This window comes from Micromonospora psammae (assembly GCF_036902725.1).
Classification (GTDB): Bacteria; Actinomycetota; Actinomycetes; order Mycobacteriales; family Micromonosporaceae; genus Micromonospora.
In genome coordinates this window covers 484,321-500,236 of the sequence record NZ_JBAKHM010000001.1, presented here as the reverse complement: position 1 = coordinate 500,236, position 15,916 = coordinate 484,321, and the positions used below count along the sequence as shown (strand labels likewise).

Below are 15,916 nucleotides of genomic sequence, written 5' to 3'. Positions count from 1 at the left end.
CCCACCGGCGGGTGGGGGCGCCGCCGGGACGGGAAGGGTGGTCGGTCAGCCGCCGAAGCCGGAGTCGGCGGGCAGCGAGATGTCCGGCTTCTCCAACTCCTCGACGTTGACGTCCTTGAACGTCATCACCCGGACGTTCTTGACGAACCGGGCAGGACGGTACATGTCCCACACCCAGGCGTCGTGCATCTCGACCTCGAAGTAGACCTCGCCGTCGGAGTTGCGCACGTGCAGGTCGACCTGGTTGGCCAGGTAGAAGCGGCGTTCCGTCTCCACCACGTAGGAGAACTGGCGGACAATGTCGCGGTACTCCCGGTAGAGCTGCAGCTCCATCTCGGTCTCGTACTTCTCGAGATCTTCCGCGCTCATCGCACTCCGCCTTCCATGACCACATCTTCCCCCACTGGCGCCGGAGGTCGAGGCTGCTCGCCCAACGCCACGCCGACGGTACCCCCTGACGCGCCCGAGCGCTCCATCGGCTTCCAGGCGGGCCCGCCGACCGGTCGCCGGGACCGGGGCGGGGTGCCCTCCCGGCCCGAGACGGCCGCCACGTTCACGTACGAGAAGCGGTGTTCCAGGCACGGTCCCCGCTCGCGCAGCGCCTCGGTGTGCTCCGGGGTGATGTACCCCTTGTGCTCGGCGAAGCCGTAGCCCGGATACCGGCCGTCCAGCTCCACCATGAGCCGGTCCCGGGTGACCTTGGCCAGCACGCTCGCCGCGGCGACGCAGGCGGCGACCCGGTCGCCCTTCCACACCGCCAGCCCCGGCACGTCCAGGCCGTCCACGCCGAAGCCGTCGGTCAGCACGTACTCCGGCCGGGTGGTGAGCGACGCCAGCGCCCGGCGCATCGCGGCCAGGTTGCACACGTGCAGCCCCCGGGCGTCGACCTCCTCGGCCGGGATGACCACCACCGCGTACGCCAGCGCCCGGTCGACCACCTCGGCGTACACCCGTTCCCGGCTGGCGGCGGTGAGCAGCTTGGAGTCGGCCAGCCCGTCGATCTCGCCCCGCCGCCCCTCGGGCAGCACGGCGGCGGCGGCGACCAGCGGCCCTGCGCAGGCGCCCCGACCGGCCTCGTCGGCCCCGGCGACGTGCCGGAAGCCCCGCCGTTGCAGGGCCCGTTCCAGCGCGTACAGCCCACCGTCGCGGCGCACCACCGTGCGCGGGGGCGTCAGCACGACGCCTGCCCGGCGGTGGCGTCGGCGAGGGCCCGGGTCAGCACCGCGGGCAGCTCCGCCGGGTAGTACCGGTCGCCGCTGGCCGCCAACTCCTCCGGCGACCACCAGCGGTGACCGGAGACGCTGGCCCGTTCGAGGTCGGTGAAGCCGGCGGTGTCCACCTCCCAGGCGGGCACCCGCACCAGGAAGAACTGCTGTTCCTGCCGGTACCCCACGCCGTCGAAGGTGAACTCGATCGTCTCGGACCAGACCGGTTCGCCGAGCGCGGCCGGGTCGAGCCGGAGCCCGGTCTCCTCGGCCAGTTCACGGGCGGCGCCCTGGGCCGGGGTCTCCCCCGGGTCGAGGCCGCCACCCGGGGTGAGCCAGTACCGGTGGTCGGGGCGGGCCGGGTCGGTGCCGTCGAAGAGCAGCACCCGGCCGGCCGCGTCGACGAGCAGCACGCGGGCCGCACGGCGAGGGGTGTAGACGGTCACCGCCCCAGCCTGCCAGACGGGGGCGACGAACGACCACGCCCGGGCCGCCCTCGTACGTCACGGGTTGGGGATGTCGTCGAACTGCTCCGGGACGCTGAGCCAGGTGGCCCGGTCGACCGGCCAGAAGACGGTGAAGGCCCGCCCCACCACCTGGTCCTCGGGGATGGTGGCGTTGTCGATGTCGCGGCCGGACTGCTGCCAGTGCTCCAGCGAGTCGCCGGAGGCGGAGCGGTGGTCACCCATCACCCAGAGGCGTCCGGGCGGCACGGTGATGTCGAACTCCTGGTCGGCCGGCTTGTCCCGCTGGCCGTCCGCGGAGAAGAGGTACGGCTCGTCGAGCGGCTTGCCGTTGATCACCAGCCGGTCCGCGTCGCAGCAGACCACGTGGTCGCCGCCGACACCGATCACCCGCTTGATGAAGTCCTCGCCGTCCGGGTTGCCGCTCCACTCGGTCGGCGCCTTGAACACCACCACCTCGCCGCGGTGCGGCGAGCGGAAGTCGTACACCAGCTTGTTGACCAGCACCCGATCGTCGATCATGAGGGTGTTCTCCATCGACGGGGACGGGATGAAGAAGGTCTGCAGCACGAAGGCGCGAACCAGCACCGCCACCAGGATCGCCACGCCGAGGAGGATCGGCAGTTCCTTCCAGAAGGAGCTGCGCGGCTTGTCGGTCTGCTCGTCAATCACGGGAGGAGCCTACGTTGCCGGGCCCGGACCGACCGTCCGGAACGCGCGACAACGGTGATCAGCGTCGTGACCGGCAGGACGAGGGCGACACCGCCCACCGGGGCGGGCGCGGGCGGGGCTGACGGGGTGGCGGAGGCCACGGCGGGACGGGAGAGCTGGGCGAAGGTCTCCGGGACCGACAGCGGGGCCCACCGCGAGGAGGGCCACACCACCATGAAGGCCCGCCCGACCACGTTGTCGATCGGCACCGGGCCCTGGCAGCGGGCGTCCTGCGAGACCAGCCGGTGGTCGCCCATCACGAAGATCTGGCCGGACGGCACGACCACCTCCTCGAAGCGCCGGGACCGGCACTCCTTCGGGTTCGGTGGCACCTCCAGCGGCGAGTCGCGGACCACGTACGGCTCGTCCAGGGGGATGCCGTTGACCAGGACGCGCCCCTGGTCGTCGCAGCACCTGACCCGGTCACCGGGGACCCCGATCACCCGCTTGATGAAGTCCTTCTCGCCGGGCCGGCTGACCCCGACCAGGTCTCCCAGGGTCCGGCTCGTCCGGCCGACGATGCCGGCCGGCGGCGCCGGGCTCTCCTGGGCGACCCACCGGTCGGTGCCCCGGAAGACCACCACCTCACCGCGCACCGGGTCCCGCACGTCGTAGACGACCTTGTTGACCAGCACCCGGTCGCCGATGAGGAGGGTGTCCTCCATCGAGCCGGAGGGGATGAAGAAGGCCTGGAGCAGGAAGGTGCGGATCAGCACCGCGAGACAGAAGGCGACGACGAGGAGCAGCGGCAGCTCCTGCCAGAGGGGCATCTGCCGACGGCCACGCCGGACCCGACGACGCCACGGATCGACTGTGCCGTCCTCGTCAAGCACCTGCACCACGCCACTCCCCGGTCCGCAGAAACGACACTACCGCCCGGGAGCCTCGTCGAGGCTCCACGGGCGGTAGTGGACATTCGCATCGCCGTCGACTGCCGTCGCGGCGTCGCTGCCCTGCTGCGCCCGTAACGACCAGGGTAATGCGATCCGGTCGATACGACATCCGCGCAGCTCAGGCGGCGTGGCGAGCGGGAAGTCAGCTGGGCTGCTTCTCCCGCTTCTCCTTGATCTTGGCCTTCTTGCCGCGCAGCTCACGCAGGTAGTAGAGCTTGGCGCGACGCACGTCACCGCGGGTCACGACCTCGATGCGGTCGATGCCCGGGCCGTTGAGCGGGTAGGTCCGCTCGACGCCGACACCGAAGCTGACCTTGCGGACCGAGAAGGTCTCGCGCAGACCGTCACCCTGGCGGCGGATGACGACGCCCTGGAAGATCTGGACACGGGACCGGTTGCCCTCGACGACCCGCGCGTGCACCTTGACGGTGTCACCGGCACGGAAGTCGGGAAGGTCGGTCCGCTTCGACTGGGCGTCAAGGGCGTCCAGGATGTTCATCGCTGCGTCCTCGTGAGGCTCACGGCGCACCGTCAATCGGTGCGCGGATGGGTGATTCTGATCCCCGGATGGTGGTCGGCGGGCCGACCCCCGGTCGGGGATCCTCGCAGCCACCCGCGGGCGCGGGCGGATGCGGCAACCCCTCTACTTTGCCACATCCCCCGGCGGCAGCTGAAATCCGGCCCGGCCCAACGCGGCGACGTCCCGTTTGTCCAGGCTCTCCGGGGGCAGCGCGGCGATCATGTCCGGCCGGCGGCCGGCGGTGCGGGCCAGCGCCTCGTCCCGGCGCCACCGCGCGATCCGGCCGTGGTCACCGGAGCGGAGCACCTCCGGCACCTCGTGCCCGCGCCAGTTCGCCGGCTTGGTGTACATCGGGGCCTCCAGCAGGCCGTGCGCGTGCGACTCCTCGTCCAGCGAGCCGGCGTTGCCGAGCACCCCGGGCAGCAGCCGGGTGACCGCCTCCAGGATCACCAGCACCGCGACCTCGCCGCCGAAGAGCACGTAGTCACCGAGGGAGACCTCGGTGACCCGCATCCGGGTCGCGGCGTGGTCCAGCACCCGCTGGTCGATGCCCTCGTAGCGGCCGCAGGCGAAGAGCAGGTGCGACTCCGCGGCCAACTCGTACGCCATCGCCTGGGTGAAGGGGACGCCGGCCGGCGAGGGGACCAGCAGCCGGGGCAGGGTGTGGCCGTCCGGGCTCAACTCGTCGGGGGCGAGGGCGTCGAGCGCCTCGCCCCACGGCTCCGGCCGCATCACCATGCCGGGTCCGCCGCCGTAGGGCGTGTCGTCGACCGTGCGGTGCACGTCGTGGGTCCAGCTCCGCAGATCGTGTACGGCCAGCCGGATCGTCCCGTTCTCCCGGGCCCGACCGATCAGCGACAGGTCGAGCGGGACGAAGTACTCGGGGAAGATCGACACGATGTCGACGCGCATGAGGGGGTCGCTCCGGGTCAGAGGTCGAGCAGACCGGCCGGTGGGTCGACCACGACGCGACCGCCGGCGAGGTCCACCTCGGGAACGATCGCCTTGACGAAGGGGATCAGCGCAGTACGCCCCTCGGGGCGGCGCAGCACCAGCAGGTCCGACGAGGGCGCGTGGTCGATCCGGGCCACCTCGCCCAGCCGCTCGCCGGAGGGGGTGACCACGGCCAGCCCGACCAGCTGGTGGTCGTGGAACTCCTCCGGGTCCTCCGGCGGTGCCACGTCGGCGCTGTCCACCGTGAGCAGGGTGCCGCGCAGCGCCTCGGCGACGTCCCGCTCCAGGATGCCCTCGAAGGCCACCAGCATCCGCCCCTGGTGCCAGCGGGCGGACTCGATCACCAGTTCCTCGGGGACGCGGAAGGGCACGCCCGGACCGGCGGCCGGGTTGGCGGGGGGCGTCGCCCCCGGCTCGGTCCCTAGGACCGTGCCGGGGGCGAACCGCGCCTCGGGCTCGTCGGTCCGCACCTCCACGGTGACCTCACCGCGGATCCCGTGCGGTTTGCCGATCCTGCCGACGATGAGCAGCATCAGTACGAGTCGACGATGTCGACGCGTACGCCGCGTCCACCGATGGAGCCGATCACCTGGCGCAGCGCCTTGGCGGTCCGGCCGGACCGCCCGATCACCGTGCCGAGGTCCTCGGGGTGCACGCGGACCTCGAGCCGCTTGCCCCGACGGGAATCGACCATCCGGACCCGGACGTCGTCCGGGTGGTCGACGATGCCCTTGACCAGGTGCTCCAGCGCGGGACGCAGTGGCATGTCAGGCCTGCTCACCGGCGTCGGCAGCAGCGGCCGGGGCCTCGGCCGGAGCCTCGGTCTTCGGCGCCTCGGTCTCGGCCTTGGCGGCCTTCTTGGCCGGCTTGGCCGGGGTCTCCGGGGCCAGGCCGGCGGCGGCCTTCGCCTCGGCCTCGTACGCCGCCTTGCGGTCGGCCCGCTCGGGGGCGACCTTCAGCGGCGGCGGGGCCGGCAGGCCCTTGTACTTCTGCCAGTCGCCGGTCAGCTCCAGCAGACGCTGCACCGCCTCGCTCGGCTGCGCGCCGACGGAGAGCCAGTACTGGACCCGCTCCGACTTGACCTCGATCACCGAAGGGTCCTCCTTCGGCTGGTACACGCCCACGAACTCGATCGCGCGACCGTCACGCTTGGTGCGCGAGTCGGCGACGACGATGCGGTACTGCGGGTTGCGGATCTTGCCCATCCGCAGGAGCCGGATCTTTACGGCCACAGTTGTTTCGCTCCTGTTGCGATCTCACCGGCCCGGTACGGGCGGTGCACGGGTGAGCGCCGACCGGCACAGTGGGGTTGTGCCGGAGACTGCTCGGTGGACTGGCGACGTGCCCGGGTTAGAGGGCGCCGGACACACGCCGGATACCAGCCAACCATTCTGCCAGATGGCCCACCGATCTCTCACACCGGACGGTCACGCCGCCCCGCGCGGCGTCCCCACGTGACGGACGTCACTCGCTTCTCCGGTCGACGGGGAGGCGGCCGGGTGCGGGCTCAGCGGACCGGCGGACGGTCCCAGCCGGCGGGGAGGCCGTCCGGGACCTGCCAGTCCGGCGGCGGGGCGAAGTCGCACCAGGTGCCGTCGAACGGGAACTTCCCCGCCTCGGCCAGGCCGATCACCCGCTCCCCCTCGGCGCGTACCGCCGCGGCGTCGGTCACCCAGTAGTCGTCGGGGAAGGCCAGCCGCTCGGCGAACTCCTCCTCGTCCTTCCACTGCCAGCTCAGGTCCGGGTGGACGACCACGTCGAGGTCCTGGTCCACCACGTCCACCCCGGCCACCGGGCCGTCGTCCCACCGGACGCCCGGCTCCTCCAGGTTGACGTACCAGTTCACGAAGCGACCCTCCGCGTCGCGGAACCACCAGACCGAGTGGGCCGCGCCGGTGGGCAGGAACTTCAGCAGCGGCGGACCGTTCCACCGGCCCCGGGCCAGCCGGTACGACGAGGTGATCCACTCGGCGAACGGCATCGCCCGCATGCCCAACCCGGCCTCGGTGACCTCGTGCGCCACCGGCGAGTCCCGGGCGATCCAGATCAGCAGCCCACGCTCGTCGTCGCTGACCACCCGACCCGGGCGGACCCAGCCGATCCGGCCGTGCCGCACGTTCCGGTGCATGATCAACCGACCCGGTTCGAAGCGCACCTCACCACCCCCGCCTGTCAACGGGCCCTCCCCCACCGGAGGTGGCAGGAAGGGCCCTTCCCCGCGTCAGTAGGCGCGGGCGAGGATGGCGACCAGGTCGGGCTCGTCCTCGGAGTCCGGCACGGAGCCGTCGGCGCGGAGCAGGCAGCGCACGGTGACGCCCTGGCCGTTCGCCTCCGCCTCGCCCTGGACGCCGACCGCCGACCACGGCACCCGGGCCCAGCCGGTCGCCGCCGCCTCGATCGCCTCGGCCAGGGTCGACACCTCGACCGTGCGGGACTGCCGGTGCGCCAGGGCCTGGTCGTGCAGGGCCTGCTGGTCGGTCTCCAGCGCGGCCAGCACCGCGCCGACCACGTCCGCCACCGGGGTGGGGGACTTCGAGCCGTCCGTCCGCCGGACCACCACCGCGTTGCCGGCGGCCAGGTCGCGCGGGCCGACCTCGACGCGTACCGGATAGCCGCGCAGCTCGGCGTCGACGGCCCGGCGGCCGAACGCGGTGTCGGTCCGGTCGTCGAGCGCGACCCGGACACCGGCGTCGCGCAGGCCGTCGCGGAGCTTGGCCGCCGCCTCGCCGACGCCCTCGCCGTCCTTGACGATCATCACGTACGCCTGGACCGGCGCCACCCGCGGCGGCACCCGCAGCCCGTTGTCGTCGCCGTGGGCCATGATCAGGCCGCCGAGCATCCGGGTCGAGGTGCCCCAGGAGGTCGTCCAGGCGTGCTCCCGCCCGCCCTCGGCGGAGGAGTAGCTGATGTCGAACGCCTTGGCGAAGTTCTGCCCCAGCTCGTGGCTGGTGCCCAGCTGGAGCGCCTTGCCGTCGCCCATCATGCCTTCGCAGGTGTAGGTGGCGGTCGCGCCGGCGAAGCGCTCCCGGGCGGTCTTCAGACCGACCACCACCGGGATGCCGAGCACGTTGACCATCAAGTCCTCGTACGCCTCGTGCAGGATCCGCCGGGCGTAGGCCCGCGCGTCCTCGCGGGTGGCGTGCGCGGTGTGCCCCTCCTGCCAGAGGAACTCGCTGGTCCGCAGGAAGATCCGCGGGCGCAGCTCCCAGCGGACCACGTTGGCCCACTGGTTGAGCAGCAGCGGCAGGTCCCGGTACGAGTCGATCCACTTGGCCATGAACTCGCCGATCACCGTCTCGCTGGTGGGACGCACCACCACCGGCTCGGCGAGCTGCTTGCCACCACCGTGCGTGACGACGGCGAGCTCCGGCGAGAAGCCTTCGACGTGCTCGGCCTCGCGCTTGAGGTAGCTCTCCGGGATGAAGAGCGGGAAGTACGCGTTCTCCGCCCCGGCCGCCTTGATCCGGGCGTCCATCTCGGCCTGCATCCGCTCCCAGATGGCGTAGCCGGCCGGTCGGATGACCATGGTGCCGCGGACCGGGCCGTTGTCGGCCAGCTTCGCCTTGGCGATCAGGTCCTGGTACCAGCGGGGGAAGTCCTCCGCACGGGGAGTGAGCACGCGTGCCATGACCGCACATCCTATGCGCCGCCGGTGGGGACAGCGCGATCGGGCGCGGCATTCCGAGCATCCGCCGTCATGGCGACCCTCGATCCGGGTACGGAGGGACCCGCCGCCGGAGCACAACCGGCGCCCGGCTGGTGGCAGGGCGGTGGTGCCACCGACCTAGACTTCGACCACCATGGTTGAGCACAGGGACAGCAGTCCGGTGCGGGACGGCATCGTCGACGCCGCCCGAGCGCTGACCGTCGCACGCGGCTGGGACGGCGTACGGATGGGCGCGGTGGCCACCGCCGCCGGGGTGAGCCGGCAGACCGTCTACAACGAGTTCGGCAGCAAGGCCGGGCTGGCCGAGGCCCTCGCCCGCCGCGAGGTGGACCGGTTCGTCGGCGACGTACGCGCGGCGCTGGGCGAGCACGGCGCCGACGTCCGCGCCGGGGCGTACGCGGCCATCCGGCACACCCTCACCGCGGCGGCGGACAACCCGCTGATCAAGGCGATCCTGACCAGCGCCCGGGGCGGCTCGGACGAGCTGCTGCCGTACCTGACCACCCGCGCCGACCTGGTCCTGACCGAGGCCTCCGGCGCGCTGCTGGAATGGGCCGACGGCATCCTTCCCGGCACCGACCCGGTCGCCCTGGCGTTCGCGGCGGACTCCATAGTCCGCCTGGTGGTGAGCCACATCGTGCTCCCCCAGGCCCCGGTCGACCAGACCGCCCGCGCCCTCGCGGACCTGGCCCTGCACCTCTTCCTCCAGGCCACCACCCCGGCCCGCTGACCACGCCTCACACGCCCCACGCCGCACGCCGCACGCCGCACGCCAAGATCGTGCTACTTCCTGGATGTAGTGGCATCCAGACGCGACGCAGGCCACTACATCCAGGATCGAGCGCGATCTTGCGGCCGCAGGGCACCCCGGGCCGCGAGGCACGTCGGGCCGCGAGGCACGTCGGGCCGCGCGGGGCGGGGTCAGCGGAGCACGCGGCCGCGCAGGACGATGCGGGAGGGGGTGCGGACCACGCGCAGGTCGGCGCGGGGGTCCTCCGGGTACACGGTGAGGTCGGCGAGACCGCCCTCGACCAGGCCGGGGAAGCCGAGCCAGTCCCGGGCGCCCCAGGAGGCGGCGGCGAGGACGTCCACCGCCGACATGCCGGCCTGCTCGTGCAGCAGCAGCATCTCCTCGGCGGCCAGCCCGTGGTCGATGCCGCCCCCGGCGTCGGTGCCGACGTAGATCGGCACCCCCGCCTCGTACGCCGCCCGGACCACCTCGGGGAAGCGGTCGCGGAGGGCGAGCATGTGGTCGGCGTAGCCGGGGAACTTCGCCCGCGCCTGCTCGGCGATCCCACCGAACGTCCGGATGTTGATCATCGTGGGGACCAGCGCGGTCCCCTGCCGGGCCATCAGGTCGACCAGGTCGAGGCTGAGGCCGGTGCCGTGCTCCACCGAGTCCACCCCGGCCCGCACCATGATCTCCACGGCGGACTCGCTGAAGGTGTGCACCGCGGCGCGTACCCCGGCGGCGTGCGCGGCGGCCACGGCCGCCGTCATGGTGTCGGCGTCCCAGGCCGGCGCGAGGTCGCCCACGCCGCGGTCGATCCAGTCCCCGACCAGCTTGACCCAGCCGTTGCCGGCCGCCGCCTGCTCGGCCACGGTGGCGGCGACCTCCGCCGGCCCGACCTCGACGCCGATGTCGCGCAGGTAGCGCTTCGGCGGGGCGACGTGCCGCCCGGCGCGGGCGAGCCGGGGCAGGTCCGGCTCGTCGTCCAGCTCGGGATAGGGGTACGGGGAGCCGGCGTCGCGGATGGCGAGGACCCCGGCGTCCCGGTCGGTCCGGGCCAGCTCGCGGGCCTGGTCCAGGGAGGTGATCGGGGCGCCGCCCCGGGCGATGCCGATGTGGCAGTGCGCGTCGGTCAGGCCGGGCAGGACGAACCCGCCGTCGACGACGGTCTCGGCGCCGGGCACCGGGTCGAAGGTGACCCGGTCGCCGACCAGCCACAGGTCCCGGACCTCGTCGTCGGGCAGGAGCACACCGCGCACATGCAGAGCCATGTGCACAGTCCTACCGGATCATTCCTCCCGCCGCGCGGGAGGGCCGGACGCTCACCGTTTGCGGCATGTCGGGGCATCCACCAGCGGGGACACCGCGACTGGCCGCAAACGGCGTGGCTGAGGGGCGGTCAGCGGGGCCGCTGGTCGCCCTTGCCCAGCTTGTTGAAGTCGATCTTCGGGAGCTTGAAGCCCGGCGGCAGACCCTGGCCGCCGGCCAGGTCGCCCGGGTCCATGCCTGGCGGGAGCTGCGGCATGCCGCCGGGGAAGCCGCCCGGCATCCCGGCGCCCGCCCCGGTACGCGGCCGGCCGCCGCCCTTGGTGCCCTTGCGCTTGTTCTTCGGCGACTTGGTGGCCTTGCGCCGCCCGGCACCGGGCAGGCCCATCATGCCGCCCATCTGCTTCATCATCTTCTGCGCGTCGGTGAAGCGGTTGAGCAGCTGGTTGACGTCCATCACGGTGACCCCGGAGCCGTTGGCGATCCGGGCCCGGCGGGAGCCGTTGATGATCTTCGGGTTGGTGCGCTCGGCCGGGGTCATCGACCGGATGATCGCGGTGACCCGGTCGAAGTGCTTGTCGTCCAGCTCGGCGAGCTGGTCCTTCATCTGCCCCATGCCCGGCATCATGGCCAGCACGTTGGCGATCGGGCCCATCCGCCGGACCGCGATGAGCTGGTCGAGGAAGTCCTCCAGGGTGAACTGCTCGCCGCCCATCAGCTTGGCGGTCATCTTCTCCTTCTGATCGGAGTCGAAGGCCGCCTCGGCCTGCTCGATCAGAGTGAGGACGTCGCCCATGCCGAGGATCCGGCTGGCCATCCGGTCGGGGTGGAAGACGTCGAAGTCCTCCAGCTTCTCGCCGGTGGAGGCGAAGAGGATCGGCTGGCCGGTGACCTCCCGGACCGACAGCGCGGCGCCACCGCGGGCGTCGCCGTCGAGCTTGGAGAGGACCACACCGGTGATGCCGACGCCGTCGCGGAACGCCTCCGCGGTGCGGACCGCGTCCTGGCCGACCATCGCGTCGATGACGAAGATGACCTCGTCCGGGTCGACCGCGTCGCGGATGTCGGCGGCCTGCTGCATCATCTCGGCGTCGATGCCCAGCCGGCCGGCGGTGTCGACGATGACGATGTCCCGGGCGGCGCGCCGGGCGTGCTCGATGGAGTCGCGCGCGACCTGCACCGGGTCGCCCGTGCCGTTGCCGGGCTCCGGGGCGTACACCTCGACGCCGGCGCGGCCACCGAGCACCTGGAGCTGCCCGACGGCGTTGGGGCGCTGGAGGTCGGCGGCGACCAGCAGCGGCTGGTGGCCCTGGGCCTTGAGCCAGCGGGCCAGCTTGCCGGCGAGGGTGGTCTTACCGGAACCCTGGAGGCCGGCCAGCATGATCACGGTCGGCGCCTGCTTGGCGAACTGGAGCCGCCGCCCCTCGCCGCCGAGCACGTTGACCAGCTCGTCGTTGACGATCTTGATGATCTGCTGGGCCGGGTTGAGCGCCTCGGAGACCTCCGCGCCGCGGGCCCGCTCCTTGAGGTTGGCGATGAAGCCCTTGACCACGGGCAGCGCGACGTCCGCCTCCAGCAACGCCATGCGGATCTCGCGCGCGGTGGCGTCGATGTCGGCGTCGGTGAGCCGCCCCTTGCCGCGGAGCTTGGTGAAGATCCCGGACAGGCGGTCACTCAAGGTGTCAAACACACGAACATCCCGTTTGTCAGTGTTCCGGCGGGCACAGGCGGCCGGGCGAACAGATCCGACCACCGCTAGGGTAGCCCGCCGTCCGTACCCCCGCTCCGAGCCGGCCCGGGCCCGACGCCGCCGTCGAGCCGCCCGTCCCGCTCAGGACCGCCGGCCGCCCGGGATCTCCGCCCGCAGCAGCGTCACGGGCCCCACCACCGGACGTCCGAAGAGGGCCACCCGGACCGGCCACCGCCGCCGGGCAGTCACGAGACCAGCCCCGACTGGTAGGCGAAGACCACCAGCTGGGCCCGGTCCCGCGCGCCCAGCTTGACCATGGAGCGGCTCACGTGGGTACGCGCGGTGGCCGGGCTGACCACCAGCCGGTCGGCGATCTCGGCGTTGCTCAGCCCCTCCCCGACCAGCGCCACCACCTCCCGCTCCCGGTCGGTGAGCGCGCCGAGACGGGGGTGGGGTCGAGGCACCCGGGCCGGCCGGGTGGCGAACTCCCGGACCACGCGCCGAGTCACCGACGGCGACAGCAGCGCCTCCCCCTCGGCGACCAGCCGGATCGCCCGCAGCAGCTCGGCCGGCCGGGTGTCCTTGGTAAGGAAGCCGCTGGCGCCGTACCGGAGTGCGTCGAAGACGTACTCGTCCAGTTCGAAGGTGGTCAGCACGACCACCCGGGTGCCGGCCAGGTCCGGGTCGGCGACGATCCGGCGGGTCGCCTCGATGCCGTCGACGCCGGGCATCCGGACGTCCATCAGCACCACGTCGGGGCGTTCCCGCCGGGTCAGCGCGACCGCGTCGAGCCCGTCGGCGGCCTCCCCCACCACGGCCAGGTCGTCCTCGCTCTCGACGAGGGCGCGCAGCCCGATCCGGACCAGGGCCTGGTCGTCGGCGAGCACCACGGTGATCACTGAGCCTCCTCCACGGGCAGGGTCGCCGCCACCCGGAACCCGCCGCCGGGTCCGGGGCCGGCGCTGAACGTGCCGCCCAACGCGGTCACCCGTTCCCGCATGCCGGCCAGGCCGAGACCGCCTCCCGGGCCGCTCACGGCCCCCCGGCCGGTGTCGGTCACCTCCACCTCCACGCCGGTCGGCGCGTGGTGCAGCCGGACCGCGGCGGTGGCCGGTCCGGCGTGCCGCAGCACGTTGGTCAACGACTCCTGCACCACCCGGTACGCGGCCAGGTCGACGGCGACCGGCAGGACCCGGGGCTCCCCGGTGACCTCCACGGTGACGGGCACCCCCGCGCCGGCCAGTCGGTCGCGCAGCTGGGGCAGCTGGGCCAGCCCCGGCGTCGGCGCCCGCTCGTCGACCGCCTCGTCCCGCCGGACCACGGTGAGCGTCACCCGCAGCTCGTCCAGCGCCTCCTTGCTGGTGCGGCTGATGGCGGTCAGCGCCGCCTCGGCCTGCTCGGGCTTCCTCGCCAGCAGGTGCAGGGCGACCTCCGCCTGCAGGTGGATCGCGGCGAGGCCGTGCCCGACCACGTCGTGCACCTCCCGGGCCACCCGCAGCCGCTCGGCGTCGGCCAGCCGGCGGGCCTCGTCGACCCGGCCGCGGGCCGCGGCCTCCCGGGCGAGCCGGACCGTGGTGCCGACCGCGAACGGGACCACCACCCAGGCGGCGGCCGGCATGGCGCCGAGCACCCCGGGCGGGCGTACCCCGACCAGCACGTGCACCAGCAGCGCGGCGAGGGCCACCCCGCCGGCCACCACCGCGCTCCGCAGCGGCAGGTACGCGGCGACCGTGTAGACCGCCACGAAGAGCGACAGCAGGATCGGCCCGTACGGGTACCCGAGCACCAGATACGCCGTGCTGGCCGCGGTGGTCACGGCGAGGGTCGCCAGCGGCCAGCGCCGGCGCACCGCCAGCGCCAGCGCGGCCACCACCACCAACGGGTACGTCGCCGCCCCGGTGCCGACCCCCTGCTCGGCGCCGGCCGCTCCGGTGCCGACCAGTCCGATGCCGAGCAGCACCAGGGCGACCACGGCGTCCAGGAGCCCGTCGCCCCACCCGGTACCGCGGTTCCGGTCCACCCGTCCCCTCCCCGCCCGCCTAGTCGATGTCCCGGCGCTGCAGCAGCAGCCCGCCCAGGGCCGCGAAGGCGACCAGGTAGGCCGCGACGACGAGGGCCGCCTGCCCGCCGCCGACGACCGTCGCGACACCGGGGGTGTCCCCGGCCGCGCCGAGCGCCGCAGCCAGCGAACCCGCGTTCGGGCCGGGCAGGCCCTTCTGCATCTGCGCCACCCAGTCCAGCAGGGGCGCGGCGATCGCGGCGAGCAGGTTCTGCACCGCGAGCAGCCACACCAGGCCCAGCCCGACGGGCAGGGCGACCGCGCGCAGCGCGACGGCGAGCACGGCACCGAGCATCGCCCACATCGTCGCGATCAGCCACCCCGCGCCGATCCCGGTGAGCAGGTCCCCCGCGCCGGGCCAGGACGCCGGCTGCGACTCGGCGACGGCGATCAGCGCGGCTGCCACCGCGCCGACGGCGAAGACGGAGAGCACCACGACCAACGCGGCGGCGGCCAGGGCGAGCAGCTTGCCGGCGTACACCTCCTGCCGGGAGGGGCCCTGGGACAGGACGGTCTTCCAGGTGCCCCAGCCGTACTCGCCGCCGACGGTGAGCACGCCGAGGATCAGCATGATCGCGCCGAGGAAGACCGGCAGACCGCCGAGCGAGTTCCCGACCAGGTGGTCCGGGAGCAGCATCGGCAGGGTCCGGTCGGTGTTCGGACCGGCGGTCCCGCCGGCGATGCTCGCGTACGGGAAGACGTAGGTGAAGATCAGAGAGAGCACCAGCGTGATGGCCAGCAGCAGCCAGGACGCCGGCCTTCGGACGAGTTTGGCCAGTTCGGCCCGGAAGCTACGCGACATCGGCCGTTCCCTTCTCGATGAGGTCGAAGAACACCTGCTCCAGGTCCCGCTCGCGGGGTCGCAGCTCGCGGACCGCCACGCCGGCGCCGACCAGCTCCGCGTTGAGCCAGGCGGCCCGCTCCGGCTCCACGGTCAGCTCCAGCCCGCCGTCGACCACCCGTACCCGCTCCGCCCCGACCAGCTCCCCGGCCCGGGCGGCGGCCGTGTCGAGCGGCTCGGCGAGCACCCGCAGGCCGGTGGCCCCGCGCAGCTCGGCGACGCTCCCCTCGGCGATCAGCCGCCCCCGGGAGATCACTCCGACCCGGTCGCAGACCTGCTCGACCTCGCCGAGCAGGTGGCTTGAGACCAGGACGGTGCAGCCGCCGGCGCCGAGCCGACGGAGCAGCGTGCGCATGTCCGCCATGCCGGCCGGGTCGAGGCCGTTGGTCGGCTCGTCCAGGATCAGCAGGCGGGGGTCCTTGAGCAGGGCGGCGGCCACGCCGAGGCGCTGCTTCATGCCCAACGAGTAGCCGGCGTACCGGTCGCCGGCCCGGTCGGTCAGATCGACCAGGTCCAGCACCAGGGCCACCCGCTCCGGACCGACGCCGGCGTAGCGGGCCAGCACCCGCAGGTTGTCCCGGCCGGAGAGGTAGGGGTAGAAGGCCGGTCCCTCGATCAGCGCGCCGACCCCGCCGAGCCCTCCGGCGGCGGGTGGCCGGCCGAGCAGCCGTACCGTGCCGGCGGTGGGGCGGACCAGCCCCAGGAGCATGCGCAGGGTGGTGGTCTTGCCGGCGCCGTTCGGGCCGAGGAAGCCGTACACCTCGCCGGCCCGGACGGCCAGGTCGAGGTCCCGCACGGCGGTCAGCCCGCCGTACCGTTTGGTGAGCCCTTGGGTCTGCACTGGCAGGTTCATGCCCTGAGCGTGCCGCCCGCCGGCCCGCTGCGCGTCGCCCCGCAGGCGACCCTTCCCCTACGT

19 protein-coding genes are annotated in these 15,916 nt (G+C 73.3%); 1 reads left to right on the top strand and 18 read right to left on the bottom strand.

Going from position 1 to position 15,916, the window contains the following annotated elements:
* Positions 1-45: 45 nt before the first annotated feature.
* From V6U79_RS02340 to proS, 12 genes are all read right to left on the bottom strand, one after another.
* Complete coding sequence (locus V6U79_RS02340) at positions 46-369, bottom strand: DUF2469 domain-containing protein (protein WP_007075222.1); 324 nt, start codon at positions 367-369, stop codon at positions 46-48.
* Positions 366-1,178: a ribonuclease HII gene (locus tag V6U79_RS02335; protein WP_334522939.1), complete on the bottom strand. Its 813-nt coding sequence runs from the start codon at positions 1,176-1,178 to the stop codon at positions 366-368. The genes V6U79_RS02340 and V6U79_RS02335 overlap by 4 nt, the downstream gene beginning before the upstream one ends.
* Positions 1,172-1,651, bottom strand: coding sequence for an NUDIX hydrolase (locus V6U79_RS02330; protein ID WP_334613297.1), 480 nt, complete (start codon positions 1,649-1,651; stop codon positions 1,172-1,174). Before V6U79_RS02330 ends, V6U79_RS02335 begins: the two co-directional genes overlap by 7 nt.
* 57 nt (positions 1,652-1,708) lie before the next feature.
* On the bottom strand, positions 1,709-2,341 hold the full coding sequence (gene lepB / locus V6U79_RS02325; RefSeq protein ID WP_334522933.1) for a signal peptidase I: 633 nt from the start codon (positions 2,339-2,341) through the stop codon (positions 1,709-1,711).
* Entirely contained in the window at positions 2,338-3,222 is an 885-nt protein-coding gene (gene lepB / locus V6U79_RS02320; protein WP_334613295.1) for a signal peptidase I, read from the bottom strand. The genes lepB (V6U79_RS02325) and lepB (V6U79_RS02320) overlap by 4 nt, the downstream gene beginning before the upstream one ends.
* Positions 3,223-3,415: 193 nt before the next feature.
* On the bottom strand, positions 3,416-3,772 hold the full coding sequence (rplS, locus tag V6U79_RS02315; RefSeq protein ID WP_030335223.1) for a 50S ribosomal protein L19: 357 nt from the start codon (positions 3,770-3,772) through the stop codon (positions 3,416-3,418).
* A 144-nt stretch (positions 3,773-3,916) separates the two neighbouring features.
* Positions 3,917-4,705, bottom strand: coding sequence for a tRNA (guanosine(37)-N1)-methyltransferase TrmD (gene trmD, locus V6U79_RS02310; protein ID WP_334522928.1), 789 nt, complete (start codon positions 4,703-4,705; stop codon positions 3,917-3,919).
* A 17-nt stretch (positions 4,706-4,722) separates the two neighbouring features.
* Positions 4,723-5,277, bottom strand: coding sequence for a ribosome maturation factor RimM (gene rimM, locus V6U79_RS02305; RefSeq protein WP_334523023.1), 555 nt, complete (start codon positions 5,275-5,277; stop codon positions 4,723-4,725).
* A gap of 2 nt (positions 5,278-5,279) precedes the next feature.
* The gene (locus V6U79_RS02300) at positions 5,280-5,540 is read right to left on the bottom strand and encodes an RNA-binding protein (RefSeq protein ID WP_172862164.1); all 261 of its coding nucleotides are present in this window, start codon (positions 5,538-5,540) and stop codon (positions 5,280-5,282) included.
* Positions 5,515-5,979 (bottom strand): 30S ribosomal protein S16, encoded by a 465-nt coding sequence (gene rpsP / locus V6U79_RS02295; protein WP_334613294.1) that lies wholly within the window; start codon positions 5,977-5,979, stop codon positions 5,515-5,517. Before rpsP ends, V6U79_RS02300 begins: the two co-directional genes overlap by 26 nt.
* 275 nt (positions 5,980-6,254) lie before the next feature.
* Positions 6,255-6,902, bottom strand: coding sequence for a ribonuclease FAU-1 family protein (locus V6U79_RS02290; RefSeq protein ID WP_334522922.1), 648 nt, complete (start codon positions 6,900-6,902; stop codon positions 6,255-6,257).
* Positions 6,903-6,968: 66 nt separating this feature from the next.
* The gene (gene proS / locus V6U79_RS02285; protein WP_334613293.1) at positions 6,969-8,375 is read right to left on the bottom strand and encodes a proline--tRNA ligase; all 1,407 of its coding nucleotides are present in this window, start codon (positions 8,373-8,375) and stop codon (positions 6,969-6,971) included.
* A gap of 172 nt (positions 8,376-8,547) precedes the next feature.
* On the opposite strand from proS, the gene V6U79_RS02280 reads away from it, so the two are divergent.
* Positions 8,548-9,144 carry a TetR/AcrR family transcriptional regulator gene (locus V6U79_RS02280; protein ID WP_334613292.1) on the top strand — a complete coding sequence of 199 codons (597 nt, stop codon included), beginning with the start codon at positions 8,548-8,550 and terminating at the stop codon, positions 9,142-9,144.
* A 191-nt stretch (positions 9,145-9,335) separates the two neighbouring features.
* Here V6U79_RS02280 and V6U79_RS02275 read toward each other — a convergent pair whose 3' ends face one another.
* From V6U79_RS02275 to V6U79_RS02250, 6 genes are all read right to left on the bottom strand, one after another.
* On the bottom strand, positions 9,336-10,415 hold the full coding sequence (locus V6U79_RS02275; RefSeq protein WP_334522913.1) for an amidohydrolase family protein: 1,080 nt from the start codon (positions 10,413-10,415) through the stop codon (positions 9,336-9,338).
* A 128-nt stretch (positions 10,416-10,543) separates the two neighbouring features.
* Positions 10,544-12,100 carry a signal recognition particle protein gene (gene ffh / locus V6U79_RS02270; protein ID WP_334613290.1) on the bottom strand — a complete coding sequence of 519 codons (1,557 nt, stop codon included), beginning with the start codon at positions 12,098-12,100 and terminating at the stop codon, positions 10,544-10,546.
* A 245-nt stretch (positions 12,101-12,345) separates the two neighbouring features.
* Complete coding sequence (locus V6U79_RS02265; protein WP_334613288.1) at positions 12,346-12,999, bottom strand: response regulator transcription factor; 654 nt, start codon at positions 12,997-12,999, stop codon at positions 12,346-12,348.
* Positions 12,996-14,120 (bottom strand): sensor histidine kinase, encoded by a 1,125-nt coding sequence (locus V6U79_RS02260; RefSeq protein WP_334613286.1) that lies wholly within the window; start codon positions 14,118-14,120, stop codon positions 12,996-12,998. Before V6U79_RS02260 ends, V6U79_RS02265 begins: the two co-directional genes overlap by 4 nt.
* Positions 14,121-14,139: 19 nt before the next feature.
* Positions 14,140-14,961 carry an ABC transporter permease gene (locus tag V6U79_RS02255; protein ID WP_334613285.1) on the bottom strand — a complete coding sequence of 274 codons (822 nt, stop codon included), beginning with the start codon at positions 14,959-14,961 and terminating at the stop codon, positions 14,140-14,142.
* Entirely contained in the window at positions 14,951-15,853 is a 903-nt protein-coding gene (locus V6U79_RS02250; RefSeq protein WP_334522899.1) for an ABC transporter ATP-binding protein, read from the bottom strand. The genes V6U79_RS02255 and V6U79_RS02250 overlap by 11 nt, the downstream gene beginning before the upstream one ends.
* Positions 15,854-15,916 lie beyond the last annotated feature (63 nt).